The sequence below is a fragment of the Nocardioides sp. IC4_145 genome (assembly GCF_011250565.1).
Taxonomy (GTDB): Bacteria; Actinomycetota; Actinomycetes; order Propionibacteriales; family Nocardioidaceae; genus Nocardioides.
The window spans coordinates 1-25,004 of the sequence record NZ_JAANMS010000019.1 but is presented as its reverse complement, the minus strand read 5'-3'; the positions used below and the strand labels follow the sequence as shown (position 1 = coordinate 25,004).

The window sequence follows — 25,004 nt, the reverse complement described above, 5'->3', positions numbered from 1 at the left end:
CCGGCGCACGGTGGGCAGCACGAGGCGTTTCCGGGGTCTCCTGAGGCGGGGTCAGCCGGTGACGGCGAGGACGAGCGGCAGCACCTCGGCCGCGCCCGCGGCGCGCAGTGCCCGGGCCGCGAGGGTCAGGGTCCAGCCGGTGTCGGTGCGGTCGTCGACGAGCAGCACCCGCGCTCCCTCGGGCACGTCGGCGTGCAGGGCCGAGCGGCGGCCGACGGCGGCGACCCGCTGGGCGGAGTTCATCGCACCCTGGCCGGGCGCGACGTCCGGGTCGACGACCGCCCAGGTGCCGACCACCGGGATGCCGAGGTAGCGCGACAGGCCGGCCGCCAGGTCGCTGGTCAGCGTCGGGCGGGTCGCGGACTCGGCGTGCACGATGACGTCGACCCGCGGCTGCCACTCCTGGAGCACCTCGACGACCGCGCGCACGAGGGGCACGGGCACCGGCCCGTCCGGCGTGTCCGGCGCGAACAGCTCCCGGAGCGCCTGCCCGTGCCCGAGGTCGGTCAGCCGGGCCACCGCGCGACCCTCGGACGCGCCGTCCCTGATCTTACCCTTGAGGTCGATGCCGAGGTTGGACAGCGCGGTCGGCCACATCTTGCGCGGCTCGACGACGACGCCCGGGCGGGCCAGGCGAGCGCCGGCCTCCTCCAGCGCGGCGGCGGAGACGTCGGTGGACAGGTCGAGCCCGCCGCAGTTGTCGCAGCGCCCGCAGTCGGCCGCCTCGGGGTCGTCGAGCTGGTCGCGCAGGAACCGCATCCGGCACCGGTCGGTCGCGATGTAGTCGAGCATCGCCTGCTGCTCGCGCTCGCGCGCCTCGGTCACCCGGCGGTAGCGCTCCTCGTCGTAGCTCCACTCCCGGCCCGTGGACTCCCACCCGCCGCGGACCCGGCGCACGGCGCCGTCCACGTCGAGCACCTTGAGCATCGTCTCCAGCCGGGTGCGGGTCAGCTCGACCCGCGTCTCGAGGGCGGCGGTGCTCATCGGCCGGCCCTCCTCGGCCAGGACCTGGAGCGTCTGGCGGACCAGCTCCTCGCGGGGGAAGGCGAGGGAGGCGAAGTAGTTCCAGATGTCGCGGTCCTCGGTCGCCGGCAGGAGCACGACCACCGCCTCGTCGGTGCCACGGCCCGCGCGACCGACCTGCTGGTAGTAGGCGACCGGGGAGGCCGGCGCTCCCATGTTCACCACGAAGCCGAGCGTCGCGTCGAAGCCCATTCCGAGCGCACTCGTGGCCACGAGCGCCTTGACCCGACCGGCGGCGAGGTCCTGCTCGAGGGCCTGCCGCTCGGTGGTGTCGGTCTGGCCGGAGTACGCCGCGACGTCGTGCCCGCGCGAGCGCAGGAAGTCGGCGATCTCCTGGGTCGCGGCGACCGTGAGGCAGTAGACGATGCCCGACCCGGGCTGCTCGGCGAGGTGGTCGGCGAGCCAGGCCAGCCGCTGGTCGGCCGTCTTCAGCCGGACCACGCCCAGGCGGAGCGACTCCCGGTCCAGCGACCCGCGCAGCACCAGCACCTGCTGGCCCAGCGGACCCAGCTGCTCGGCCACGTCGGCGGTCACCCGCTCGTTGGCGGTCGCGGTCGTGGCGAGCACGGGGATGCCGTCGGGCAGCTCCGCCAGCAGCGTGCGGATCCGGCGGTAGTCGGGCCGGAAGTCGTGGCCCCAGTCGGAGATGCAGTGCGCCTCGTCGACCACGAGCAGGCCGCAGGTCGCCGCCAGCCTCGGCAGCACCTCGTCGCGGAAGCCGGGGTTGTTCAGCCGCTCGGGGCTGACCAGCAGCACGTCGACCTCACCGTCGCGGATCGCCTGGTGGGTCGGCTCCCAGTCCTCGATGTTGGTGGAGTTGATGGTCACCGCCCGGATGCCGGCGCGCTCGGCGGCGGCGATCTGGTTGCGCATGAGCGCGAGCAGCGGCGACACGATCACCGTCGGCCCGGCGCCCTGGCCCCGCAGCAGGAGGGTCGCCACGAAGTACACCGCCGACTTGCCCCACCCGGTCCGCTGGACCACCAGCGCGCGCCGGCGGTCGACCGCGAGCGCCTCGATCGCCGACCACTGGTCCTCGCGCAGGACCGCGTCGTCCCTCCCGACCAGGGCGCGGAGGTGCGCCTCGGCCTGTCGGCGTACGTCGGTCGCGGTCGGCGCCTCGGATGCGGTCATGCGGCCTGTCTACCAGCGGCCGGGGACGGTCCGGGGCCGCCCTCCACAGGTGCGGACGCGGCCGCAGCCGCTCACCAGATGCGGACGCGCCGGTCGGGGTCGAGCCACAGCCCGTCGCCCTCGGCGGTGCCGAAGACCTCGTGGAACTCGTCGAGGTTGCGGACGATGTTCGCGCGGAACTCCGGCGGGCTGTGCGGGTCGATGGTGAGGTACTGCTGCTCCTGCTGCTTGCGACGCTTGGTGCGCCACACGTAGGCCCAGTTCAGGAACAACCGCCGCCGGTCCTCCTCCGACGCCGAGCCGCCCTCGGAGATCAGGAACGCCTTGTGGGCGATCGTCAGGCCGCCGAGGTCGCCGATGTTCTCGCCGACGGTCAGCGAGCCGTTGACGTGCTCGCCGGGCAGGCTGCGCGGCTCGAACCCGTCGTACTGCTCGACGAGCGCCTTGGACTTCACCTCGAACGCCGCCTTGTCGGCCGGGGTCCACCAGTCGTTGAGGTTGCCCTCCCCGTCGTACTGCGCGCCCTGGTCGTCGAAGCCGTGGCCGATCTCGTGGCCGATGACCGCGCCGATGCCCCCGTAGTTCTCCGCCGGGTGGGCGTCGGGGCTGAAGAACGGCTTCTGCAGGATGCCCGCAGGGAAGCAGATCTCGTTGGTGCCGGGGTTGTAGTAGGCGTTGACCGTCTGCGGCAGCATGAACCACTCGTCGCGGTCCACCGGCGCGCCGATCTTGGCCAGCTGCCGGTCGGTCTCGAAGGCCGACGCCGCCGCCACGTTGCCCAGCAGGTCGTCGGCGGTGACGCGCAGCGCGGAGTAGTCGCGGAACTTCTCGGGGTAGCCGATCTTGGGCCGGAAGGTCGCGAGCTTCTCGTAGGCCCGCTGCTTGGTCTCCTCGGTCATCCAGTCCAGCTGGGAGATCGACTGGCGGTACGCCGCGAGCAGGTTCGCGACCAGGTCGTCCATGAGCGCCTTGGACGTCGGCGGGAAGTGCCGCGCGACGTACTCCTTGCCGACCGCCTCGCCGATCGCCCCCTCGACGAACGCCACGCCGCGCTTCCACCGGGCACGCAGCTCGGGGGTGCCGTTGAGGGTGCGGCCGTAGAAGTCGAAGTTGGTCTCGACGAAGTCGTCGGTGAGGTACGCCGCGGAGGACCGCAGCACGTGGCTGAGCATCCACGGGCGCCACGCGTCGATCGGCACCTCGTCGAGGACGGTGGAGAGGTGGCCGAGGTACGACGGCTGGCGCACGCACGCCTCGGCGAGGGTCTCCTCGGTGCCGCCGAGGTTGGTGACGTAGGCATCCCAGTCGAAGGCCGGGCACAGCTGCTTGATGTCGGCCAGCGTCATCAGGTTGTAGGTCTTCTGCACGTCGCGGGTCTCGGCCCGCTCCCAGTGGCCGACGGCGAGGCGGGTGTCGATCTCGAGGACCGTGCGCGCGGCGGCCTCGGGGTGCGGGTGCTCGGCGAGGGTGAAGAGGCGCTCGAGGTAGGCGACGTACGCGTCGCGGATCTCGGCGAACTTCTCCTCGCGGTAGTACGACTCGTCCGGCAGGCCGAGCCCGCCCTGCACGAGGTGCATGAGGTAGCGGTCCGAGCGGCGGTCGTCGGTGTCGACGTACGACCCGAACAGGCCGTGGCCGCCCACCCGCTCGAACTCGCCCAGGAACGCCGCCAGGTCGCGCACGTCGCGCAGCCCCTCGACCGCGTCGAGCAGCGGCCGGATCGGGCGGGTGCCGCGCGCGTTGATCGTCTCGGTGTCCATGAAGGACGCGAAGAGGTCGCCGATCTTGCGGGCGTCGTCGGTCATCGTCGCGGCGTCGCCCGCGGCGAGCTCCTCGATGATCTCCCGGACGTGCGCCTCCGCGGCGTCGGCGAGCTGGACGAACGGGCCCCAGCTCGACCGGTCGTCGGGGATCTCGGTCTCGTCGAGCCACCGGCCGTTGACGTGGCCGAACAGGTCGTCCTGCGGGCGGATGTCGGGGTCCATGCCCGGGCGGGCGTCATCCAGGATCGTCACGGCACGACCCTAACCGCCGCAACCCACTGCGCCCGGGCGCGCAGCACCGCTACGTTCGCCGCCATGAGCAACCCGATCCGCGTCGTCGCGACCCTGCCCGTCCAGCCTGACCAGGCCGACGCCGCCCGCGCGGCGCTCGCCGGCCTCGCCGCCGCCTCCCTCGCGAACGAGGAGGGCTGCCTGCAGTACGACGCCTTCGAGTCCGCCACCGCCCCCGGCACCTTCATCACCATCGAGGCGTGGGAGTCCCAGGCCGCCATCGACGCCCACATGGCCGCCCCGCACGTCGCCGAGGCGTTCGGCGTGCTCGGCCCGATCCTCGCCGGTGAGATCGGACTGCACCCGCTGCGCGCGGTCTGAGCCGGGGCGGCGCGGCGCATGTAACGGACCGTTCGCTGCTCTGTAGGCGTGCTGCAACGTGCCTACACAGTGGCGAACTGTCCGTTACATGACCCGGACCGGTCGGCCGTGAGGTCAGCCGCGGACGCGGACCACCGACTTGCCGAGCGTCTTGCGGGCGTCCATGTCGAGGAGCGCCTGGGCGAAGTCGTCGAGCGGATAGGTCTTGCCGATCGGGGGCTTGACGACCCCGGAGGTCATCATCGGCACCAGGCGCTCCCACTGCTCGGTCATGTAGCCGTCGCGGACCATCGCGTAAGCGCCCCAGCCGACGCCTCGGACGTCGACGTTGTTGAGCAGCAGCCGGTTGACCTTGACCTGGGGGATGCCCTGGCCGGCGGCGAACCCGACGACCATCAGCCGCCCCTGCGGCGCGAGCACGCGCAGCGAGTCGGTGAACAGGTCGCCGCCCACCACGTCGACCACCACGTCGACGCCGACCCCGCCGGTCAGCTCCTTGGCGGCGTCCTTGAAGCCCTCGATCAGGATCGCCTCGTCGGCGCCGGCGTCGCGCGCGATCCGGGCCTTCTCCTCGGTGGAGACGACCGCGATGGTCCGCGCGCCCATGCCCTTGGCGACCTGGATGGTCGCGGTGCCGACGCCGCCCGCGGCGCCGTGCACGAGGACCGTCTCGCCCTCGCGCAGGTCGGCCCGCTCGTGGAGGGTGAAGTCGGCGGTCAGGTAGTTCATCGGCAGCGCCGCGCCCTCGTCGTACGACATCTCGTCGGGCAGCGCGAAGACGAACCCGGCCGGGTTCGACACGAGCTCCGACGCCCCGCCCCAGCCGCCGACGCCGGCGACCCGCTGACCCGGCTCGAAGCCCGGTCCGGACACGACCGTGCCGGCGAAGTCGACGCCGAGGGTGAACGGCGGCTCGGGCTTCATCTGGTACTCCCCGCGGCTCAGCAGCAGGTCGGGGAAGGACACCCCCACGCTGTGCACCTCGACGAGGACGTCGCCCGGGCCGGGCGTCGGCTCGTCGACCTCCTCGACACGGACGTCGGCGGGACCGGTGGTGGCGAGGACTCTGGCTGCACGCATGGAGGGAGGCTAGCGACCGCCCGGACCGAGCAGGCGTACGACGTCGCCGACCGCGACGGTCCCCGGCGCGACCACGTCGACCACGAGCCCCGCGCGGCCGTCGTTGAGCCGGGTCGCCCGGTGCAGCACCTCGGCGCCCACCATCACGCAGCGCGGCATCGGCTCGCGCACCCGCAGGACGACCGCGCCGACCACCAGCTCGCGACCGACCCAGCCGTCCTCCGCGAACGGCACCAGACCCGGCGCGTCGACCACCAGGTTGGCGCGCAGCACCGGCCCGTCCGCGCCGAGCCGGTCGAGCGCCGCGGTCGTGACCAGGTGCAGCGGACCCTCGTCGTGGTGCGCGACCTCGGCCTCCCGCGCGAGCGCGACCGGCCTGCCGACGTACGCCGTCAGGGCCGCGTCGAGGTCGGCGTGCGGTCCGCGCCAGGACCGGCCGTCGGGCAGCGTGACCACCGGGCCGGCCGCGACCGGTCCGTCGTACGCCGCCGCGAGCTCGAGCAGGCCGGCCATCCGACGGAACCGGCGGGTGGACTTCCCGCTGCCGAGCTTCCCGTCCGGCTCGCGCAGCGCCCACAGGCGGTCCCCGTCGAGACCGCGCGACAGGACGTCCGCCCGCTCGAGCGACTCGCCCCGCAGCGACTTGACCGGGTACCGGTGCACCGCGACGACCCGCACGCGCCGACCGTAGCCGGGTTTCCGGGCCGGCCGTGCGGGGAGGGTGGGGTGACCGCTCGTGCTCTCGAGGAGATCGTCCATGGGGACCACCGCCCGATCGCTGCCTGCCCTGCTGGCGCTCGTCGCCCTGCTGCTCGTGCCGGTGCCGGTGACCACCGCGGCGGCTGCTGTGGCTGAGGAGGAGGACCCCGGCCAGCTGCTCCTCATGCTCGACGCCTCCGGCTCCATGAAGGAACCCGACCCCTCCGGCAGCACCAAGATGGTGGCCGCCAAGCGGGCCCTCACCTCCGTGGTCGACACCCTGCCGGACGACTCCACGGTGGGCCTGCGCGTCTACGGCGACCGCAGCGACTCCTGCACCGACTCCCGCCTCGTCGCCCCGCTGGCCACCCTCGACCGGGCCGCCCTGCGTGCGGCGATCATGCAGACGGAGCCGACCGGCGAGACCCCGATCGCCTACTCCCTGCGCCAGGCCGTCGAGGACCTCGGTCCGGAGGGCCGGCGCACGATCGTGCTGGTCTCCGACGGCGAGGAGACCTGCGCGCCCGAGCCGTGCAAGGCCGTCCGCGCCCTCGTGGGGTCCGGCATCGACCTCCGCATCGACACGGTCGGCTTCGGCGTCGGCCCCGCCGCCCGCGACCAGCTGCGCTGCATCGCCGAGGCCGGCGGCGGCACCTACTACGACGCCGCCGACGCCGAGGCGCTCACCGCCTCCCTGGGGAAGCTCTCCCAACGCGCCACCCGGCCCTTCACCGTCACCGGCGAGCCCGTCGAGGCCACCGAGCTCCCCGAGGAGGGCCCAGAGCTCGAGCCCGGCCAGTACACCGACCGGTTCGCCGTCGGCACCCCCGTCCGCTACTACCAGCTCGTCCGCCGGCCCGGGTCCACCGTCCGCTTCTCCGTCGTCTCGCGCCCGCTCGCGAGCGCCGACCCGTTCAACCGCGAGACCCTCACGATCGATGTCCGGACACCGGAGGGCGAGCAGTGCGCGAGCGAGCGCGGGAGCCGGTTCGACCCTGCCGGGCTGACCCAGGCCCTGGTCGTCGACGTCCAGGTCGACGGCCTCGAGGAGGCGGCGGGCACCACGGCGACTCCGTCCTCGGACGCGTCCGCCTCGCCCAGCCCGACCACCAGCCCGACCACCAGCCCGATCACCAGCCCGACCGCCAGCCCGGCCGGCGTGCCCGCGGACCCCTGCGTCGAGGCGGACCGTCTCGTGGTCGGCGTGCAGCGCCTCGAGGGTGGTGCACCCGTCCCGGTCGAGGTGCTCTACGTCGAGGAGCCACCGGTCACGAACCTCGGCGACCTCCCCGAGCCCCTCGACGCGGCCACGATCGAGCCGCTGGTCGCGCCGGCCGAGGGCCGGGGCACCCCGGTCGTCGGCGGCGGCGGGTTCTCCGACGCCCTCCCGCTGGCGCCGGGCACCTACCGCGAGACCTTGCTCCCGGGCGAGCAGATCTTCTACCGAGTGGCCGTCCAGCACGGGCAGGCGGCGGCGTTCACCGTCGACCTGCCGGCTCCGGGGGAGGCCGTCCCGCGCTCCTCCTACCTCCACTTCGACCTGCAGACCTATACCCCCGCACGGGCGGAGCTGACCGACACCGGCTCACTGCCCAGCCTGGGCCCGAGCACCGCCTCGTTGCAGGAGTCGCGCTACGTCCCCGAGGTCCGCTACCGCAACCGTGCCGCGGCGCCGACCAGCGCACGGGGGTACTCCTACGTGAACCTGCGCAAGGCCGCCGTGGCGGGCGACTACTACTTCGTCGTCTCGCGCGCGGCCGCCGAGCCCGGCACGCCGGACGCGGAGCCGATTACGCTGCGGCTCCGGACCGCTGTCACCGGCGAGCCCACCGGCGCCCCGACGTACGACGGCGCCGACCCGACCGCGGACGAGTCGCCCGCGGCCGAGGAGGAGACCTCCGCCGCCGGCGGTTCCGAGGGCGCGGCCAGCGACGCGGACGGCGGCTCGGCGCTCCCGTGGGTCCTCGGCGGCGTCGGGCTGGTGGTCGTGCTGGCCGTGGTCGCGGGCCTGCTGGTCCGCCGGCGGGCCTGACCAGGCGCCCGGCTAGCCCGCCCGGCGCCAGGCCGGGTCGCGGCCACCGGCGGCCGCCCGGCACACCACGTCGACCCCGGTCAGCGTGGTCTCCCGCAGGCCCAGCTCGGCCGTCTCGCACGGCTGGCCCACCCGGGTGACCACCCGGCCCACCTCCACCGAGCCCGATGCCGGGTACGACGGCCCTGTCGTCGGCTCGGCCGACGGCTCGGTCGCGCCGGCGGGGCCCGACGGCGAGGTGGAGGCCGACGGCGACCGGCCCGGCGCAGGGTCCTCCTGGACGACCGGCTGGTCCCAGGGCCGCCACAGCAGGAGCACCAGGGCGACGACGGCGCCGGCGAGGAGCGCGGTGACCAGGCCCGCGAGCAGGGCCGGCCGAGCGCCTCGGGTGCGCGGGGCCCGCACCCGGGTCGGCTCCGGCAGCGTCCGCCGGCGCCCGGAAGGCTCGTGCGGGCCGGGCAGCGGTGCGGTGACGGCGTCCAGCCGGACGCCGCCGACGGCGTCGGGGTGCCAGGCCAGGGTCGGGTGGCGGAGCCGGTCCAGCGCCTCGGCGGGGGTGGGTCGCTCAGCCGGGTCGGCGCGGAGCAGGTCGGCGACGAGCGCCCACAGCGCGTCCGGGACCCGGTCCGGCCGGGCCGGCAGCACGGCCGGGACGGCGGAGGGGGCGCCGACCAGGAGGTACAGCGCGACCTGTCCCGCGGCGTACAGGTCGGCGGGCGTGGCCGGCGCCGCTCCGCCGGCCGCCTCGGGGGCGAGGTAGCCCGGCGTGCCGACGACCGCGCCGGTCTCGGTCAGCCGCGGCCCAGCGAGGTCGACGGCCACCCCGAAGTCGGAGACGAGCAGGTGTGGGCGGCCGGCGCCGGTCGCGCGGAGCAGCAGGTTGGCCGGCTTCACGTCGCGGTGGACGACGCCGGCGTCGTGGATCGCCGCGAGCCCGGCGAGCAGCTGGCGCAGCAGCTCGGCGACCAGCAGCGGCGGCAGGGGACCGCTGCGGCGTACCAGGTCCTCCAGCGACCCGCCCTCGACGACCGGCATCGTGAACAGCACCAGGTCGTCCTCGCCGGCCCACCCGAGCGGCGTGAGCACGTGCGGGTGCTCGACCCGCGTGGCCTGCTCGCGCACGAACCGCAGCAGCGAGGCCGCGTCGGTCTGGCGCAGCACCTTCGCGGCGACGACCCGCTGCTCGCGCTCGTCGACCACGCGCCAGACCGTGCCCATCCCGCCCTCGCCGAGGTGGTCGAGCAGGCGGTAGCGCCCGGCGAACACGGTCGTCGGCGCCGGATCCATGCCGGGCAGGCTAGACGAGGGGACGCCGGCGTCGGCTCGGTCCGGGGCGTCGACGATCGTTCAATTGCGCGGTCTCAGCGGGGTCTCCGGGCGCGGGAGGCGCTACAACGGCGCAATTGAACGATGGTGGACCGCCCGAGGGCGAGCGGCCGGCACCGACCCACCGGGACCGGACGGTTCAGGCCCGCGGCTCGACGATGGCGACCATCTCGAAGTGCATGGGGTCGGTGTAGCGCCAGTCGCCGCCCCAGCCGAAGCCCCACTTCTTGAAGATGCTGACGACCGTGCGGTCCATCTCTCCGACGGTGCCGCGCAGGTTGCCCGGGACGTTGAAGTCGAGCGCGAGCCCGAAGGAGTGGTTGGAGAGCTTGGTCGAGCCGGCGATGAAGCGCGGGTAGTAGCAGCCGGCGTACTCGTCCGGGTTGATCTCGGCCGCGAGACCGCGGTCGACGACCTCCTGAAGCGCGGCGCGCAGCTGCGGGAAGATCGCCTTGTTGCAGGTCACCGAGCCGAGGATCGGCACCGGCTCGGTGCGGATGTGCTTGGCGACCCAGGCGGGGTCCGGCGCGATCCGGCCGCCGCCGAGCACGGTGTAGTTGAACGTGCCGACCGCGTCGGCGACGCCGCCGACCAGGAACGCCGTCTGCTGCACGCTCGTGTCGAGGTCCGGCCCGAGGATCTGCACCGAGGCGTCCTCGCCGGCGATCCGCTGGATCGGCTTGCGCAGCGCCTGCGGGGCGGTCATGTCGGCGGAGACGAGCAGCGCGTTGCCGGGCTTCATGTCGAGCACGTCGCGCCACTTCTCGTTGACCACCGCGTCGACCTGCGGGACCTGCGCGACGTACGCCCCGACGTGGGCCTTGGGCGCCTCCGTCGCGTTGCCGAGCGACAGGAAGCCCTGGTCGTCCATGGGGATCTTCTTCTTCATCTCCGGCAGCACCGCGATCTCGCCCGCGGCCACGCGCTTCCACGCCTCGAGGAGCCGGGCGCTGGCGCGGTCGGGCACGAAGCGGCGGTACGTCGCCGGGTCGACCGCCGCGAGGTTGATGACCCGGTCCTCGACCGGCACCTGGGCCATCGCGAGCGGCTCGACCGCGTCGACGCCCTCGAGGGCCGCGATCTGCTCGACCATGTCCTCGCTCAGCGACTCCTGGCTGTACACCAGCATGTCCGGGCCCTCGAGCGTGCTGCCGCGCAGCGGGCCCGGCGGCTCGACGGCGAAGTCACCGACCGGCGCCCCGGTGCCGGCGCCCTCGGGCGCGGTCGACGCTGCCGCACCCGCGGTGGACGGCGCCGAGCCGGGCGCCGGCGAGGGCTCGGCGGAGGGCGCGCCACCGCATCCGGCGAGCAGCAGCAGCGCTGCCGCGGCCAGCTGCGTGCGGACACGCATCGATCCCACGAGTCCTCCTCCCCGAGCTCCCGCGTCCAGGGTAGGCGCGCTCCGCAACGCTCGCGGGCGAACCCCGCTCACTCCGCGAGCACGTCCTCGCGCACCGCGAACCACGAGACCAGGCCGCCGACCGCGAGCAGGCCGGCGCAGGCCAGCATCGCGGAGCGGTACGCCGCGTCGAGCGCCACCGGGTCGGCGTACTGGTCCCCGCCGAGCCCGACCGCCACCGGCAGCGCCGCGACCGCGAGCAGCGACCCGGCCCGCGCGACGGCGTTGTTCACCCCGCTCGCGAGGCCGGCCTGCTCGTCCGGCGCGGCGGCCAGCACGGTCGCGGTCAGCGGCGCGACCATCAACGCGAGACCGAGGCCGAAGACCGTCAGCCCCGGCAGCACCTCGACCAGGTAGTCGACGTCGTCGTCGACGCCGAGGAGCAGCAGCACGCCGACCGCCATCACCAGCGGCCCGACGGTCATCGGGATGCGCGGGCCGATCCGGGCGCCGAGCGCCCCGCCGCGGGCGGCGAGGAGCAGCATGCAGACCGTCACCGGCAGGGTCGCGGTGCCGGCGGCCAGCGCGGCGTACCCGCCGACGGTCTGCAGCTGGATGACCAGGAAGAACATCACCGCCCCGAGCGCGGCGTAGACGAGCAGCGTCATGGTGTTGGCGGCGCTGAAGGTGCGGTCGGCGAAGAGCGCCGGCTCGAGCATCGGGTCGGCCCGGCGGCGCTCGACGACCACGAAGGCGACGAGCGCGACCACCGCGAGGGCGCCGGCGGGCAGCGCGAGCGCGTCGCCCCACTGGATGAGCGCGTACGTCGTGCCGGCCAGGCCGAGGGTCGCGAGCACGGCGCCGGCGACGTCGAGGCGACCGGACGCCCCGGGGTCACGGGTCTCGGGCACCGCCCGGGAGGCGACGGCGACCGTGACCGCCGCGAGCGGCAGGTTGACCAGGAAGATCCACCGCCAGCTCGCGTGGTCGATGAGGACGCCGCCGACGAACGGACCGATCGCCGTCGCGATCCCGCCGAGGCCCGACCACGCGCCGATCGCCCGCGGCCGGTCCTCGGCGACGAACGCGCCCTGGATCATCGCCAGCGAGCCGGGGGTCAGCAGCGCGCCGCCGACGCCCTGCAGCACCCGCGCGGCGATGAGCGTCTCCGCGGTCGGCGCCAGCCCGCACGCCAGCGACGCGAGCGCGAACCACACCGTGCCGACCACGAAGACCCGGCGACGGCCGAAGCGGTCACCCAGCGAACCGCCGAGCAGGATCAGGCTGGCCAGCGAGAGCAGGTAGCCGTTGGTCACCCACTGCAGCTGCGCGAGCGAGGCATCGAGGTCCTCGCCGATCCGGACCAGGGCGACGTTGACGACCGTGCCGTCGAGCAGGGTCATCCCCGACCCGAGCGTCGCGGCCGCGACGACGGCGCGGCCGGTCGGCGTGCCGAGGCGGACCGCCGCGGGGCCGGTCACCCCGCGGAAGGTCGGAGGACCCGCTCGACCAGCCAGGCGAGGCGGTCAGCGGTGCCGGCCGGGCTGGCGGAGGGCTGCATGACGTGGCTGAGCACCACCCGCACGACCATGTCGATGGCCGCGTCGAGCTGCTCGGGCGCCAGCCCGATGTCGTACGGCGCCACGCGCTCGGCGACGACGGCGTGGGCCGTGGTCAGCAGGTTGTCGGCCTGGGTGGTCAGGAACGGCAGCAGCTCGGTGTCCGCGCCGTGGGTCGCGCTGACCACCGCGTGCAGCAGCGGGTTGTCCTGGGCCAGCTCGAGCACCGCCCTGGTGGCCTCGCGGATGCCGGCGACCAGGTCGTCGGGGTGGGCGTCGAAGGCCAGCGTCACCACGCCGAGGAAGCGCTCGAGCTCACGGGCGACCATCGCCTCGGCGAGACCGGCCTTGGTGCCCATCTCGTTGTAGACCGTCTGCCGGCTCACGCCGACCTCGTCGGCCAGCCGCACCATCGTCACCCGCGACCAGCCGATGTCGATGGTCATCCGCACCGCCGCGTCGACCACCCGGTCGCGCGTCGAGGTCGGCGCTGCGCCGGTCGTCGTCATGCCGTCCAGTCTAGGAACGCGGTCGAGGGGATGGCCGCGAGCCGGTGGCCGGGCGGTGGGGGGAACCACCCGGCCCCGGCCCGCGGCCGGTCAGGGGGTGCGGACTCAGGCGGGGTCGAGCGCCAGGGCGAGCACCGGGCAGGCCTCGACCGCGGCGTGCACGCGACCGCGGTCGGCCTCGGCCGGTGTCTCCTCCAGCACGGTCATCACCTCGTCGTCGTCGAGCTCGAAGTAGTCCGAGGCCATCGCCTCGCACATGCCGAGCCCCTCGCAGCGGTCGCGGTCGACCTTGATGCGGACCGGTCCGGTCGGCGCGCCCATCAGGCGTCCGCCCGGGCCAGCGGGACGAAGTCGACCTTCTCGCGCACGCCGCAGTCGGGGCAGCACCAGTCGTCGGGGATGTCGGCCCAGGCGGTGCCGGCCGCGAACCCCTCGTGCTCGTCGCCGACCTCGACGTCGTAGACGTACTCGCAGCTCGGGCACCGCGCCGCGAGCACCTCCTCCACCGCGCCCGGCGTGGCGTCGGCCCGCTCGGCGGCGGTCGGCTCGACGACCGGGGTGGGGTACGCCGCGAGGATCTTCTCGCGCTTGCCGGGCTGGATGTTGGCCCGGGTCATGTCGCCGCCGAAGTGGCCGTGCACGCGGGGGTCCATCACCCGGCGCCAGACCGGCGGGAACAGGGCGAGCACGATCATGCCGGCGTACCCCGTGGGCAGCACCGGGGACTCCTCGAAGTCGCGGAGGGTCTGGTAGCGACGGGTCGGGTTCGCGTGGTGGTCGCTGTGCCGCTGCAGGTGGTAGAGCAGCACGTTGGTGGCGATGTTGTTGGAGTTCCACGAGTGCGAGGGGTCGACCCGCTCGTAGCGCTGCCGCTCGCCCACGCCGACCTTCTGGCGCAGCATCCCGTAGTGCTCCATGTAGTTGACGACCTCGAGCAGCGAGAAGCCGACGACCGCCTGCAGCACGAGGTAGGGCAGGACGCCGGGCCCGAGCCACACCACGACCGCGCCCCACAGCACCGCGGACATCACCCACGCGTTGAGCACGTCGTTGCCGAGACGGAAGGGGTGCTGCTGCTTGCGGGCGTAGCGGCGCTTCTCGAGGTTCCACGCCGAGCGCAGCGAGCCGAGGACCGTGCGCGGCCAGAACCGGTAGAAGCTCTCGCCGACGCGGGAGGACGCCGGGTCCTCGGGGGTGGCGACGCGGACGTGGTGGCCGCGGTTGTGCTCGATGTAGAAGTGGCCGTAGAAGCTCTGCGCCAGCGCGATCTTGGACAGCCAGCGCTCGTGGCTCTCCTTCTTGTGGCCGAGCTCGTGGGCGGTGTTGATGCCGATGCCGCCGATGCAACCGATCGAGATCGCCAGCCCGACCGCCTCCCACGTGGCCAGGTCACCGCCGCCCCGACCGATGCCGGAGAGCGGGTCGCCCGCGGCGATGAGGTACATCGCGCCGAGGAACCCGGCGTACTGCACCGGCAGGAAGAGGTAGGTGATCCAGCGGTAGTAGCGGTCCTGCTCGAGCGCCTCGATCACGTCGTCGGGCGGGTTCGAGCGGTCCAGGCCCGCGACCAGGTCGATCGCCGGCACGATCACCAGGATCACGACCGGGCCGATCCAGAAGAAGCCGCCGAACCCGGTCAGCTTCCACCCGGCGTACGCCAGGAACGCCAGGGACGGGACCACGAGGCCGATCAGCCACAGGTAGCGCTTCTTGTCCGTCCACTGCTCGGTCGAGCCTTGCGGGACGGTGCTGTTCGCGATGACGGCCATCGACGTACCTCCTGCCGGGTGGGTTTACATGACCATAGGGTCTGTACACCGCCCTTGACAAGAGGTACGTCGATGTAAACCTGGCCGGGCTGGGGTCAGGCGTTCTCGCGCTTGAAGACCGCGGTGCCCCACCAGACGGCGAGCCCGAAGAGCAGCACCGTCCAGCCGACGCCCCAGCCCATCTTCGAGGCGTCGAACTCGCCGAAGAACGCCCCGCGCACCGCGTCGACCACGTGCCGGATCGGCATGAAGTCGGCCAGCGTGTCGAGCCAGGCGGCGCCGAAGCTCATCGGCAGCAGGATCCCCGAGAGCAGCAGCACCGGCATCATGACGAGGTTGATGACCGGCGCCATGACGTCCTCGCTCTTGACCGTCAGCGCGAACGCGTTGGACGCCGCCGCGCACGCCCCGCCGAGCAGGATCGTCAGCACGATGCCGAGCAGGATGCCGCCGGGGTTCCAGTCCATGCCCATCACCAGGCCGAGCGCGACCAGGATCAGCGCCTGGACCAGCAGCTGCAGCAGGTCGCGCCCGAGCCGGCCCATGAGCAGCGCCGACCGGCTCGCCGGCGTCACCCGCTCGGCCTCGATCACGCCCTCGCGCCACTCGCCGATGAGGCTGAAGCCGGCGAAGAACGCGCCGAAGATGCCGAGCTGGACGAGCATCCCCGGGACGAACCAGGTGTACTGGTTGACGCCGAGCTGCCCGATCACCGGCTCCAGCAGCGGCCCAAAGAGCAGCAGGTAGAGCACCGGCTGCAGCATCCCGATGATCACCCACGCGGGGTTGCGCAGGTTCATCCGCAGCTGGCGGTTGAAGACGATCGACGTCTCGCGCAGGAAGGTGCTCATCGGTCAGCTCCCGTGCTCGTGGCGGTGGTGGTCGGGGACGGCGTGGCGCCCGCCTCCGGAGGTACGCCGCCGGGCGGGCCGCCCTCCTCCGCGGCGCCCTCGGCCGCGGCCTCGGCGTCGCGCAGCGAGCGGCCGGTCAGGGTGAGGAACACGTCGTCGAGGGTCGGCCGCGCCACCTCGATCGAGTCGAGGGCGACCCCGGAGGACTCCAGGTCGCGCAGCAGCCCCGGCACGGCGCGTCCGGCGCGGGAGACCCGCCCGCGGACGTGCCGGCCCTCGACGGTGACGTCGGGGGCGAGCGAGCCGAGCTTGTCCCGCGCGACGACGACGTGCTCGTCGGCGCTCACCTCGAGGTCGACCAGGTCGCCGGCCACCTGCGCCTTGAGGTTGTCGCTGGTGTCGCTGGCGACGATCCGGCCGCGGTCGATGATGACGATCCGGTCCGCCAGCGCGTCGGCCTCGTCGAGGTAGTGGGTCGTCAGGAACACCGTCGCCCCCTGCTCGGTGCGCAGACCCGCGATGTGCTCCCACAGGTTGGCCCGCGCCTGCGGGTCCAGGCCGGTCGTCGGCTCGTCGAGGAAGACCAGCGACGGCGAGTGGATGAGCCCCATGACGATGTCGAGGCGCCGCTTCTGGCCGCCGGACATGTTCTTCGGCATCCGCCGCCACAGCCCGTCGAGCTGGAGCCGGTCGAAGAGCTCCTGGCCCTTGGCGACCGCGTCCTTGCGCGACATCCCGTAGAGCATTCCGTGGTCGACGACCTCGTCCCCGGCGTAGGCGCCGGAGAACGTCGAGCCGACCTGGCTGCAGTAGCCGATGCTGCGCCGCACCTGCACGGGCTGCGTCGCCACGTCGTACCCCGCGACCGTCGCGGTGCCCGCCGTCGGCTTCAGCAGGGTGGTGAGCATCCGCAGCGTCGTGGTCTTCCCCGCGCCGTTGGGGCCGAGGAAGCCGACCACCTCGCCCTCGCTGACGTCGAGGTCGACGCCGTCGACGGCCTGGACCGCCTTCTTCTCCTTGCCGCGACCGGTGGTGAAGGTCTGCACGAGTCCTCGTGCGTGGATCATCCGGGCTCCTTCGTTGGTTCGGTCGGGCGCTGCCCCGGGTCCCGGGCAGTGTCCCGACCCGCATCCGCGGCCGTCGACCGGTTTCTCGTCGCGGCGGGCACGGGCAGGTCCTGAGACCGGCCGGAGGCGCCGGACTCATCGCTCAGCCTCGCCGCGGCCCCTTCCCCCGCAGCGGGGCGGCACGACGTGGTGGGATGGACCGATGAGCGCCACCCCCACGAGCGACCCCGCCAGCACACCCGTCGGCATCGACTTCGGCGGCACCGGCATCAAGGGAGCGCCGGTCGACCTCGAGGTCGGCGACTTCGCCGCCGAGCGCGTCCGCGTGAGGACCCCGAAGCCGTCGACGCCGGTCGTCGTCGCCGAGGTCTTCCGCGAGCTGCTCGCCGCCTTCCCGGGCGTGGAGGGCCCGGTCGGCGTCACCGTGCCGGGCATCGTCCGCCACGGCGTGGTCGGCTCGGCCGCCAACATCGACCCCGCGTGGGTGGGCACCGACGCCGACGCGCTGTTCACCGAGGCCACCGGCCGGGAGGTCCACGTGGTCAACGACGCGGACGCCGCCGGCCTGGCCGAGGTGCGGTACGGCGCGGCGCGCGGCCGCCGCGGCCTGGTCATCGTCACGACGCTCGGCACCGGCATCGGCTCCGCCCTGGTGCACGACGGCCGGCTGGTGCCCAACAGCGAGCTGGGCCACCTCGAGCTCGACGGCCACGTCGCGGAGAAGCGGGCCGCGAACAGCGCCCGCGAGCGCGAGGACCTCTCGATGACCGCGTGGGCCGAGCGGCTCACGGCGTACTACCGCCACCTCGAGCGGCTCTTCTCCCCCGACCTGTTCGTGGTCGGCGGCGGGGTCAGCAAGCGGTCCGACGAGTTCCTGCCGCTGCTGCGGCTGGACACCGAGGTCGTGCCCGCCACGCTGCGCAACAAGGCCGGCGTCGTGGGCGCCGCGCTGCACGCGACCGGGGGCTGAGCCGCTCGGCCCACGCCCCGGAGCCCAGCCCTGGGGCTCAGGCCCCCCGGACCGCTGCGGCGACGGCCTTCGGGACGTCGGGGTGGAAGACCGTGGGGATGATGAACGAGGGGTTGAGCTCGTCGTCGTCCACGACGTGGGCGATCGCCTTGGCCGCCCGCAGCAGCATCTCCACGGTGATCTCCGAGGCGCGCGCGTCGAGCAGGCCGCGGAAGACGCCGGGGAAGGCCAGCACGTTGTTGATCTGGTTCGGGTAGTCCGAGCGCCCGCTGGCCACGACCGCGGCGTACTTGTCCGCCTCGACCGGGTCGACCTCCGGGTCGGGGTTGGCCAGCGCGAAGACGACCGGGTCGGTCGCCATGTCCTTGATCCACTCCGGCTGGAGGATGCGCGGCGCGCTCACGCCGATGAAGACGTCGGCGCCGGTGAGCACCGTGTGCAGGTCGCCGGTCGCGCGGCGGGGGTTGGTGACCTCGGCGAGCTGGCGGTGGGCGCCGCTGAGCGTCTCGTCGTCGGCGCACAGCGCGCCGGCCCGGTCGACGACGACCACGTCGGCCGCACCCGCGGCGAGCAGCAGGGTGACGATCGCGGTGCCGGCCGCGCCGCCCCCGGAGACGACGATGCGGACGTCGGCGATCTGCTTCTTGACCACGCGCAGGGCGTTGGTGAGGGCGGCGAGGACGACGATCGCGGTGCCGTGCTGGTCGTCGTGGAAGACCGGGATGTCCAGGCTGGCCCGCAGCCGCCGCTCGATCTCGAAGCAGCGCGGAGCCGCGATGTCCTCGAGGTTGATGCCGCCGAAGCCCGGGGCGATCAGCTCGACCGCGCGCACGATCTCGTCGGTGTCCTGGGTGTCGAGGCAGATCGGCCACGCGTCGATGTCGGCGAACCGCTTGAACAGCGCCGCCTTGCCCTCCATCACCGGCAGCGCCGCGCCGGGGCCGATGTTGCCGAGGCCGAGGACCGCGGAGCCGTCGGTGACGACCGCGACGGTGTTGCCCTTGGTCGTCAGCCGCCACACGTCCTCGGGGTGCTCGGCGATCGCGCTGCTGACGCGACCCACGCCCGGGGTGTACGCCATCGACAGGTCGTCGCGGTTGCGCATCGGCACCTTGGAGCTGACCTCGATCTTGCCGCCGAGGTGCAGCAGGAAGGTGCGGTCGCTGGTCTTGTGCACCGTGACGCCGTCGATCTCGTCGACGGCCTGCTCGAGCAGCTTGGCGTGGTCGGCGTCGGCCGCCGAGCAGGTGACGTCGACGACGAGCCGCTCGTGGCTGGACTCCGAGACGTCCATCGCGGTCACGATGCCGCCGGCCTGGCTGATGCCCGTGGCCACTGCACCCACCACGCCGTGGTCCGGCGCGGTGTGCAGCCGCATGGTGATGGAGTACGACGACGTGGTGGCGGCTGATCGGCTGGTCACCGACCCACTCTCCGCGCCCGCGTCGGTTACCGGCAAGTCACCTCGGCCCGGACGGGTGTGAGGTTCATCGGCTGGCCGACGGACCTCACGGTGGGCCGATGAAGTTTCAGCGGCCCACCGGCAGCTTCATCGGCCAGCCGATGGAGCTGCCGCCTCCGCAAGCCGTGACCGCCGTCACATTTGTGCACTCCTTGATCCGGAGTGCAAGACTGCACTCCATGTCCAGAAGTGCAATCGAGCTGTCGCGGCGCGACGCCAAGCGCCGGGACACCGAGGACCGCATCTCCGACCGGGCCCAGCGCCTGGTCGAGCAGCACGGCCTGGACGGCTTTCCGATGGAGGACCTCGCGGCGGCGGCCGACGTCTCGCGGCGGACGCTGTTCAACTACTTCCCCAGCAAGCTCGACGCGGTGCTCGGGAACGTCCCGGAGATCCCCGAGGACGTCCGCGCGGAGTTCGTCCGCGGCGGGCCCCACGGCGTGCTCGTCGAGGACCTCGCCTCCCTCGGCCACGCGATCCTCGACCGCCAGGACGTCCACCGCGACCAGGTCCGCCGCCTGCAGCACATCCTCACCACCAACCCGCGGCTCCTCATCGCGGTGCACGGCCGGTTCGAGGAGATCTGCACCGACATCGTCGGGCTCGTCGTCCGGCGCGATCCCGCCATCGGCGACCTGCGCGCACGGTTGCTCGTCCGGCTCCTGGTCACCGTCTTCGACAGCGTGATGGCGGCGTACGTCGACGGCGACGACCGCCCGCTGGCCGACCAGTTCGACGAGCACCTCGCCGCGGCCCGCGCGCTCCTCTCCTAGCGCCGCCGCCCCGCACCGAGCTCCTCGCACCACCAGCACCCGCACCAGCCCGACCAGCCCCAAGGAACCTCATGGCCACCCTGCTCCACCGCCTCGGACTCACCGCCTACCGGCGGTGGCCCCTCGTCATCGCCACCTGGGTCGTGCTCTTCATCGCCCTCGGCGCGTCCGTCGCGGCGTTCTCGAAGCCGATGAGCGACTCCTTCTCCATCCCGGGCATCCCCTCGGAGAAGGCCTCCGACATGCAGGCCGAGCTCTTCCCGAACGCGCCGGACCCCTCGGACCGCGCGACGGTCAACGTCGTGGTCGCCGCGCCCGAGGGCGCCGAGCTGACCGACCCGGAGTGGACGAAGGCGACGAAGGCGCTGGTCGGCGAGCTCTCCGAGCTGCCGCAGATGCCGGACACCCCGCTCGCCGACCCGGTGACGGCGGCCGAGCAGCAGCGCCAGCAGCTGGTTGGCGCCGCGAAGGAGGCCGGCGGCGACGTCGAGGTCGCCGAGGCGAACGCCGACGCGCTCTCCCCGCTGTCCGACGACGGCCGGGTCGGGATCATCACCTTCGACTTCGCCGTCGAGTCGGTCGCCGACGTGGAGCCCACGACGATCGAGGCGCTCGAGGACGTCATGGCCGAGGCGCGCGACAGCGGGCTGACCGTCGAGGCCAACGGCTCGGGCAGCCAGGGCATGCCGCACATCGGCGGCACCTCGGAGCTCATCGGCATCGCGGTCGCGCTGGTCGTGCTGATCCTGACCTTCGGCTCGCTGGTGGCGGCCGGCCTGCCGATCGTCACCGCCGCGGTCGGCGTCGGGTTCGGCGTCACCGGCATCAGCCTGATGACCGCGTTCACCGACATCGGCTCCACCACCCCGATGCTCGCGACGATGATCGGCCTCGCGGTCGGCATCGACTACTGCCTGTTCATCCTCGCCCGGTTCCGCGCCGAGATGGAGCACACCTCCGACCGCCAGGACGCCACCGGCCTCGCCGTCGGCACCGCCGGCTCGGCCGTCGTCTTCGCCGGCCTCACCGTGCTCATCGCGCTCGCCGCGCTGTCGGTCGTCCGGATCCCGTTCCTCACCTCGATGGGCATCGCGGCCGCCGGCACCGTGCTGGTCGCCGTGCTCGTCGCGCTCACGCTCCTGCCGGCACTGCTCGGCATGCTCGGCTCGAAGGTCTTCGCCGGCACCCTCCGCCGCTACCGCCCGGCCCGCGACCACGACGGCCGCATCCTCAACAACGGCGTCCGCTGGGCCCGGGTCGTCGGCAAGCAGCCGCTGGTCGTCGTCGCGCTGGTCGTGGTCGCTCTCGGCTCGCTGGCCATCCCGATGAAGGACCTGCACCTGGCCTTCCCGACCGACAGCACCGCCTCGGCGGACTCCACCCAGCGCAAGGCCTCCGACCTGGTGGCCGACGCGTTCGGCCCCGGCCGCGACGCCCCGCTGCTGGTCGTGGCCGACGGCCGTGACGTGCCCGCCGACGAGCGCCCCGCGGCGTACGGCGAGGTCGTGGCGTGGGCCGCGGGCCAGGACGACGTCCGCAACGCGCAGATCGTCGGCCAGAACGAGGACGGCACCGGCGCGCAGGTGCTCGTGACCCCCGAGACCGGCCCGGAGGACACCGCCACCGAGGACCTGCTGTCCAACCTGCGCGACGGCCAGGCCGACGTCGAGGACGCCACCGGCGCCGAGCTCGGCGTGACCGGCACGACCGCGATCTTCACCGACGTCTCCGAGCGGCTCAGCGACGCGCTGCCGATCTACCTGCTCGTGGTCATCGGGCTGGCGTTCATCCTGCTGATGATCGTCTTCCGCTCGATCCTGGTGCCGCTCACCGCCACCCTGGGCTTCCTGCTGTCGGTGCTGGCCACGCTCGGCATCACCGTCGCGGTCTTCCAGGAGGGCGCGTTCGGCCTGGTCGAGGGCCAGCCGATCGTCAGCTTCATGCCGATCTTCCTGATCGGCCTGGTCTTCGGCCTCGCGATGGACTACCAGGTCTTCCTGGTGACCCGGATGCGCGAGGCGCACGTCCACGGCATGTCGACCCGCGACGCGGTGGTCGACGGCTTCCGCAACAGCGCCCGCGTGGTGGCGGCGGCCGCGGTCATCATGATCTCGGTCTTCGCGGCCTTCATCCTGATCGACGAGCCGATCATCAAGTCGATGGGCTTCGCGCTCGCCGTCGCGGTCTTCCTCGACGCGTTCGTGATCCGGATGGCGCTCGTGCCGGCGCTGCTCTACCTCATGGGCGAGAAGTCCTGGTGGCTCCCGGCCTGGCTCGACCGCCTGCTCCCCAACGTCGACGTCGAGGGCGAGAAGCTCGAGCGCGGCCAGGGTGGCGCGCTCGTCCCCGACGAGGCCTCCCCCGGCAAGCACACCGCCGACCGCCAGCCGGTCTGACGCACGCCGTACCACTCCCCCGCCGGGGTAGTAACGGTCAGAAACGTCCGTGACTACCCCGGTGGAGGTCACAATCGTCCGTTACTACCCCGCGGCGGTGCGCGTCAGCGCTGCGAGACACCCAGGTGGGCGAGCAGGTTCCGCGAGAACCGCTCGCCCATCTGGCCCATCACCCCGCGCATGGCGGCGGCGACCGCGGGCGAGGACAGCCTCGGCAGCGGCAGCTCCAGGGTGATGTCGAGGCTGGTGGCCAGGTGGGTGCCGCCGCCCTCGGACCCGGGGACCTCGGTGAGGACGTACCACCCCTCGACGCCGGCCCGCTCGTCCACGCCGGCCGGCGGGTCGTGGGCGAAGTCGATCCGTTCCAGCTCCCGGTAGCTCATCCGCTCGGTGAACGTCGGCGCGACCTTCACGCCGAGCACGTCGATCCCGGTCATGTGCCAGGTCCAGTGCTCGCCGTCGGCCTCGATCCTCCTCAACAGCGGCGTCAGCTCGGCGACCAGCGCGGGGTCGGTGAGCACGTCCCAGATCGCCTGGCGCGGCGCGAGGACGACCGCCTCGGCCTTGGTCCCGGAGCTGAAGCGCGCCATCAGGCGGGCCCCTGCCCGTCGGGGACCGGCGCGGCGAGCGCCGCCTCGACGTCGCCGGCGATCTTCTCGGGCTTGGTGGTCGGCGCGTAGCGCTCCACGACCCGGCCGTCGCGGCCGACGAGGAACTTGGTGAAGTTCCACTTGATCCGGTCGCCGAGCACGCCGCCCTTCTCCGTGCGCAGGTGCTCGAAGACGGGGTGCGCACCGGGCCCGTTGACCTCGACCTTGGAGAAGAGCGGGAAGGTCACCCCGAAGCTGCGCTCGCAGAAGCCGGAGATCTCCTCGTCCGTGCCGGGCTCCTGGCCGCCGAACTGGTCGCAGGGGAAGCCCAGGACCGCGAAGCCGCGGTCGGCGAACCGGTCGTGCAGCGCCTGCAGACCCTGGTACTGCGGGGTGAAGCCGCACCGGGAGGCGGTGTTGACCACCAGCACCACCTGTCCGGCGTACGCCGCGAGGTCGACGTCGCTGCCGTCGATGCCGCGCGCGGAGAAGTCGTGCAGGGTCGTCATGGCCGCCAGCATGGCAGCCCCGCGGTGACCCGGTCAGCCCCGCGAGGGGCCGGTGGACCGGCCGGCGCACCCGTCACGGGACCGCCCGCCCGACGACCTTCGCCGGCTGCTGGTGGCCGACCGGGTTGGCGTGGCCGTCGAGCAGCACCTGCACGCGCCGGTCGCCGAGGTCGAGCACCAGCTGGTCGTCGCCGATCTCGAGGACCTCGCCGCACACGACGTACCAGTCGCCCTCCATCCGCTCGAGCACCGCGCCGGGCCGGCACCGCTCGACGTCCTGCATGGCGACCAGGCGGAGCTGGGGCCGCAGCCGGCCGCGGAAGTGCCAGAGCAGGTAGAGCATCAGCGCGAGCGCCGCGTCGGCGGCCAGGGTGACCACGAGGCCGAGGCGGCTGCTGACGGCGCCGTCGACGCGGTGGGTGCCGGGGTCGTCGAGCAGCACGCGCACCCCGACCTCGCCGGTGCGGACGGCCTGCTCGAAGACGTCCTCCTCGACGTCCGCGGTGAAGGAGGCGCCGTCGAGGGCGTACCGCAGGAGGTGCCCGCCGCCGGCCTCGCGGTGCGCCTCGACGGGCGCGACGCGGTGGACTCCCTCCGCGGCGAGCCGCCGGTCGAGGTAGAGGCCGTGCAGCACCGGCAGGTTGATCAGCAGGGCGGCGACCACGACCAGGAGGGTCGGGGTCCACCGACGTCGGGGGGCGGCCACCGGCCCAGTATCCCGGCCGAGTGCTCCGGCCCGGTGTCCCGCAGCAGGCCGGAGCGGACGCCCCCGCCCTCCCCCCACGGTCGAGCGGGGACGTCGTGCCCGGCCGCGTCGCGGCCGCCGGGCGAGCACACAGTAGGGCGGTCAGCCGCGCCGGTCCATCACCGCGACAGCTGGTCCTGACCGGGCCGGCGCAGGTCCGCGGTGGCGGCGGCGAGCGCCGTCACCCGCGCCCAGTCGCCGGCGGCGAGCGCGTCCCTCGGCGTGAGCCAGGAGCCGCCGACGCAGGCGACGTTGGGGAGGTCGAGGTACGCCGCGGCGTTGCCCGGGGTGATCCCACCGGTGGGGCAGAAGCGCGCCGCGGGGACCGGCGAGGCGACCGAGGACAGGAACGCCGTCCCGCCCGAGGCCTCGGCGGGGAAGAACTTCATCTCGGTCCGGCCGCTCTCGAGCACCGCGAGCACCTCCGAGACCGTCGCCGTGCCGGCCAGGTACGGCAGCCCGGTGTCGTCCATCGCGCCCAGCAGGCTCATCGTGGCGCCGGGCGAGACGAGGAACTGCGCGCCGGCGGCCAGCGCGTGCTCCGCCAGGTCGGGCGTGGTGACCGTGCCTGCGCCGACGAGCACCTCCGGCACCTCGGCCGCGATCGCCCGGATCGCGTCAAGCGCGACCGGCGTGCGCAGGGTCAGCTCGACGACGGGCACTCCGCCGGCAGCCAGCGCGCGGGCGACCGGCACGGCCTGCGCGACGTCGTCGACCACGACCACCGGCACGACCGGGGTGTGCGCGGCGATCTCGTCGAGGAGGCCGGGGGTGGGGACGTCAGACGGGCTGGACA

The 25,004-nt window shown here is 73.5% G+C and carries 22 protein-coding genes and 1 pseudogene; 5 read left to right on the top strand and 18 right to left on the bottom strand.

Annotation, left to right across the window (positions count from 1 at the left end):
• Positions 1-51 precede the first annotated feature (51 nt).
• Together G6553_RS09950 and G6553_RS09945 are read right to left on the bottom strand one after the other, a co-directional pair.
• Complete coding sequence (locus G6553_RS09950) at positions 52-2,157, bottom strand: DEAD/DEAH box helicase (protein ID WP_166191664.1); 2,106 nt, start codon at positions 2,155-2,157, stop codon at positions 52-54.
• Between the two features lie 71 nt (positions 2,158-2,228).
• Positions 2,229-4,172 carry a M13-type metalloendopeptidase gene (locus G6553_RS09945; RefSeq protein ID WP_166191661.1) on the bottom strand — a complete coding sequence of 648 codons (1,944 nt, stop codon included), beginning with the start codon at positions 4,170-4,172 and terminating at the stop codon, positions 2,229-2,231.
• A gap of 63 nt (positions 4,173-4,235) precedes the next feature.
• Here G6553_RS09945 and G6553_RS09940 point away from each other — a divergent pair, with 63 nt between their 5' ends.
• Positions 4,236-4,532 carry a putative quinol monooxygenase gene (locus tag G6553_RS09940; RefSeq protein WP_166191658.1) on the top strand — a complete coding sequence of 99 codons (297 nt, stop codon included), beginning with the start codon at positions 4,236-4,238 and terminating at the stop codon, positions 4,530-4,532.
• Positions 4,533-4,646: 114 nt separating this feature from the next.
• Here the strand turns inward: G6553_RS09940 and G6553_RS09935 are convergent, their stop codons facing one another.
• On the bottom strand, positions 4,647-5,612 hold the full coding sequence (locus G6553_RS09935) for an NADPH:quinone oxidoreductase family protein (RefSeq protein WP_166191655.1): 966 nt from the start codon (positions 5,610-5,612) through the stop codon (positions 4,647-4,649).
• A gap of 9 nt (positions 5,613-5,621) precedes the next feature.
• Complete coding sequence (locus G6553_RS09930; RefSeq protein ID WP_166191652.1) at positions 5,622-6,290, bottom strand: MOSC N-terminal beta barrel domain-containing protein; 669 nt, start codon at positions 6,288-6,290, stop codon at positions 5,622-5,624.
• A 79-nt stretch (positions 6,291-6,369) separates the two neighbouring features.
• On the opposite strand from G6553_RS09930, the gene G6553_RS09925 reads away from it, so the two are divergent.
• Positions 6,370-8,343: a VWA domain-containing protein gene (locus tag G6553_RS09925; RefSeq protein ID WP_166191649.1), complete on the top strand. Its 1,974-nt coding sequence runs from the start codon at positions 6,370-6,372 to the stop codon at positions 8,341-8,343.
• A 12-nt stretch (positions 8,344-8,355) separates the two neighbouring features.
• On the opposite strand, the gene G6553_RS21745 is transcribed toward G6553_RS09925, so the two are convergent.
• The 9 genes and pseudogenes from G6553_RS21745 to G6553_RS09885 all read right to left on the bottom strand — a co-directional run bounded on the left by G6553_RS21745 (position 8,356) and on the right by G6553_RS09885 (position 16,763).
• Positions 8,356-9,630, bottom strand: coding sequence for a serine/threonine protein kinase (locus tag G6553_RS21745; protein ID WP_278249547.1), 1,275 nt, complete (start codon positions 9,628-9,630; stop codon positions 8,356-8,358).
• Positions 9,631-9,808: 178 nt separating this feature from the next.
• Complete coding sequence (locus G6553_RS09915; protein WP_166191791.1) at positions 9,809-11,020, bottom strand: M15 family metallopeptidase; 1,212 nt, start codon at positions 11,018-11,020, stop codon at positions 9,809-9,811.
• Between the two features lie 77 nt (positions 11,021-11,097).
• Positions 11,098-12,489 carry an MFS transporter gene (locus G6553_RS09910; protein ID WP_166191646.1) on the bottom strand — a complete coding sequence of 464 codons (1,392 nt, stop codon included), beginning with the start codon at positions 12,487-12,489 and terminating at the stop codon, positions 11,098-11,100.
• Positions 12,486-13,076 (bottom strand): TetR family transcriptional regulator, encoded by a 591-nt coding sequence (locus G6553_RS09905; protein WP_166191643.1) that lies wholly within the window; start codon positions 13,074-13,076, stop codon positions 12,486-12,488. Before G6553_RS09905 ends, G6553_RS09910 begins: the two co-directional genes overlap by 4 nt.
• 105 nt (positions 13,077-13,181) lie before the next feature.
• Entirely contained in the window at positions 13,182-13,397 is a 216-nt protein-coding gene (locus tag G6553_RS09900) for a ferredoxin (protein ID WP_166191641.1), read from the bottom strand.
• The gene (locus tag G6553_RS21740; RefSeq protein ID WP_347565625.1) at positions 13,397-13,573 is read right to left on the bottom strand and encodes a rubredoxin; all 177 of its coding nucleotides are present in this window, start codon (positions 13,571-13,573) and stop codon (positions 13,397-13,399) included. The genes G6553_RS09900 and G6553_RS21740 overlap by 1 nt, the downstream gene beginning before the upstream one ends.
• Before the next feature lie 207 nt (positions 13,574-13,780).
• A pseudogene (locus G6553_RS21735) lies at positions 13,781-14,521 on the bottom strand (alkane 1-monooxygenase); the annotation flags it as partial.
• A gap of 419 nt (positions 14,522-14,940) precedes the next feature.
• Complete coding sequence (locus G6553_RS09890; RefSeq protein ID WP_166191635.1) at positions 14,941-15,696, bottom strand: ABC transporter permease; 756 nt, start codon at positions 15,694-15,696, stop codon at positions 14,941-14,943.
• Complete coding sequence (locus G6553_RS09885) at positions 15,693-16,763, bottom strand: ATP-binding cassette domain-containing protein (protein ID WP_166191632.1); 1,071 nt, start codon at positions 16,761-16,763, stop codon at positions 15,693-15,695. The genes G6553_RS09890 and G6553_RS09885 overlap by 4 nt, the downstream gene beginning before the upstream one ends.
• 202 nt (positions 16,764-16,965) lie before the next feature.
• Between G6553_RS09885 and ppgK the strand changes: the two genes are divergently transcribed.
• Positions 16,966-17,733 (top strand): polyphosphate--glucose phosphotransferase, encoded by a 768-nt coding sequence (ppgK, locus tag G6553_RS09880; protein ID WP_166191629.1) that lies wholly within the window; start codon positions 16,966-16,968, stop codon positions 17,731-17,733.
• 37 nt (positions 17,734-17,770) lie between these two features.
• On the opposite strand, the gene G6553_RS09875 is transcribed toward ppgK, so the two are convergent.
• Positions 17,771-19,111 (bottom strand): NAD-dependent malic enzyme, encoded by a 1,341-nt coding sequence (locus G6553_RS09875; RefSeq protein ID WP_166191788.1) that lies wholly within the window; start codon positions 19,109-19,111, stop codon positions 17,771-17,773.
• A gap of 263 nt (positions 19,112-19,374) precedes the next feature.
• Here G6553_RS09875 and G6553_RS09870 point away from each other — a divergent pair, with 263 nt between their 5' ends.
• Both G6553_RS09870 and G6553_RS09865 read left to right on the top strand, forming a co-directional pair.
• Positions 19,375-19,968, top strand: coding sequence for a TetR family transcriptional regulator (locus G6553_RS09870; protein WP_166191626.1), 594 nt, complete (start codon positions 19,375-19,377; stop codon positions 19,966-19,968).
• A 71-nt stretch (positions 19,969-20,039) separates the two neighbouring features.
• Complete coding sequence (locus G6553_RS09865) at positions 20,040-22,364, top strand: MMPL family transporter (RefSeq protein WP_166191624.1); 2,325 nt, start codon at positions 20,040-20,042, stop codon at positions 22,362-22,364.
• A gap of 104 nt (positions 22,365-22,468) precedes the next feature.
• Here the strand turns inward: G6553_RS09865 and G6553_RS09860 are convergent, their stop codons facing one another.
• The 4 genes from G6553_RS09860 to eda all read right to left on the bottom strand — a co-directional run.
• Positions 22,469-22,954, bottom strand: coding sequence for a hypothetical protein (locus G6553_RS09860; protein WP_166191621.1), 486 nt, complete (start codon positions 22,952-22,954; stop codon positions 22,469-22,471).
• The gene (locus G6553_RS09855) at positions 22,954-23,463 is read right to left on the bottom strand and encodes a glutathione peroxidase (protein WP_166191618.1); all 510 of its coding nucleotides are present in this window, start codon (positions 23,461-23,463) and stop codon (positions 22,954-22,956) included. The genes G6553_RS09860 and G6553_RS09855 overlap by 1 nt, the downstream gene beginning before the upstream one ends.
• Positions 23,464-23,536: 73 nt before the next feature.
• On the bottom strand, positions 23,537-24,169 hold the full coding sequence (locus G6553_RS09850; protein WP_166191615.1) for a hypothetical protein: 633 nt from the start codon (positions 24,167-24,169) through the stop codon (positions 23,537-23,539).
• 158 nt (positions 24,170-24,327) lie between these two features.
• Positions 24,328-25,004: bifunctional 4-hydroxy-2-oxoglutarate aldolase/2-dehydro-3-deoxy-phosphogluconate aldolase (eda, locus tag G6553_RS09845; protein ID WP_207619587.1), on the bottom strand; the 677-nt coding region annotated here is incomplete at its 5' end.

Coding starts and splice junctions, on each gene's coding strand:
- G6553_RS09950 (WP_166191664.1), bottom strand. CDS start 2,157: ATGACCGCATCCGAGGCGCCGACCGCGACCGACGTACGCCGACAGGCC.
- G6553_RS09940 (WP_166191658.1), top strand. CDS start 4,236: ATGAGCAACCCGATCCGCGTCGTCGCGACCCTGCCCGTCCAGCCTGAC.
- G6553_RS09935 (WP_166191655.1), bottom strand. CDS start 5,612: ATGCGTGCAGCCAGAGTCCTCGCCACCACCGGTCCCGCCGACGTCCGT.
- G6553_RS09925 (WP_166191649.1), top strand. CDS start 6,370: ATGGGGACCACCGCCCGATCGCTGCCTGCCCTGCTGGCGCTCGTCGCC.
- G6553_RS21745 (WP_278249547.1), bottom strand. CDS start 9,630: ATGGATCCGGCGCCGACGACCGTGTTCGCCGGGCGCTACCGCCTGCTC.
- G6553_RS09915 (WP_166191791.1), bottom strand. CDS start 11,020: ATGCGTGTCCGCACGCAGCTGGCCGCGGCAGCGCTGCTGCTGCTCGCC.
- G6553_RS09905 (WP_166191643.1), bottom strand. CDS start 13,076: ATGACGACGACCGGCGCAGCGCCGACCTCGACGCGCGACCGGGTGGTC.
- G6553_RS09900 (WP_166191641.1), bottom strand. CDS start 13,397: ATGGGCGCGCCGACCGGACCGGTCCGCATCAAGGTCGACCGCGACCGC.
- G6553_RS09890 (WP_166191635.1), bottom strand. CDS start 15,696: ATGAGCACCTTCCTGCGCGAGACGTCGATCGTCTTCAACCGCCAGCTG.
- G6553_RS09885 (WP_166191632.1), bottom strand. CDS start 16,763: ATGATCCACGCACGAGGACTCGTGCAGACCTTCACCACCGGTCGCGGC.
- ppgK (WP_166191629.1), top strand. CDS start 16,966: ATGAGCGCCACCCCCACGAGCGACCCCGCCAGCACACCCGTCGGCATC.
- G6553_RS09875 (WP_166191788.1), bottom strand. CDS start 19,111: ATGCGGCTGCACACCGCGCCGGACCACGGCGTGGTGGGTGCAGTGGCC.
- G6553_RS09870 (WP_166191626.1), top strand. CDS start 19,375: ATGTCCAGAAGTGCAATCGAGCTGTCGCGGCGCGACGCCAAGCGCCGG.
- G6553_RS09865 (WP_166191624.1), top strand. CDS start 20,040: ATGGCCACCCTGCTCCACCGCCTCGGACTCACCGCCTACCGGCGGTGG.
- G6553_RS09860 (WP_166191621.1), bottom strand. CDS start 22,954: ATGGCGCGCTTCAGCTCCGGGACCAAGGCCGAGGCGGTCGTCCTCGCG.
- G6553_RS09855 (WP_166191618.1), bottom strand. CDS start 23,463: ATGACGACCCTGCACGACTTCTCCGCGCGCGGCATCGACGGCAGCGAC.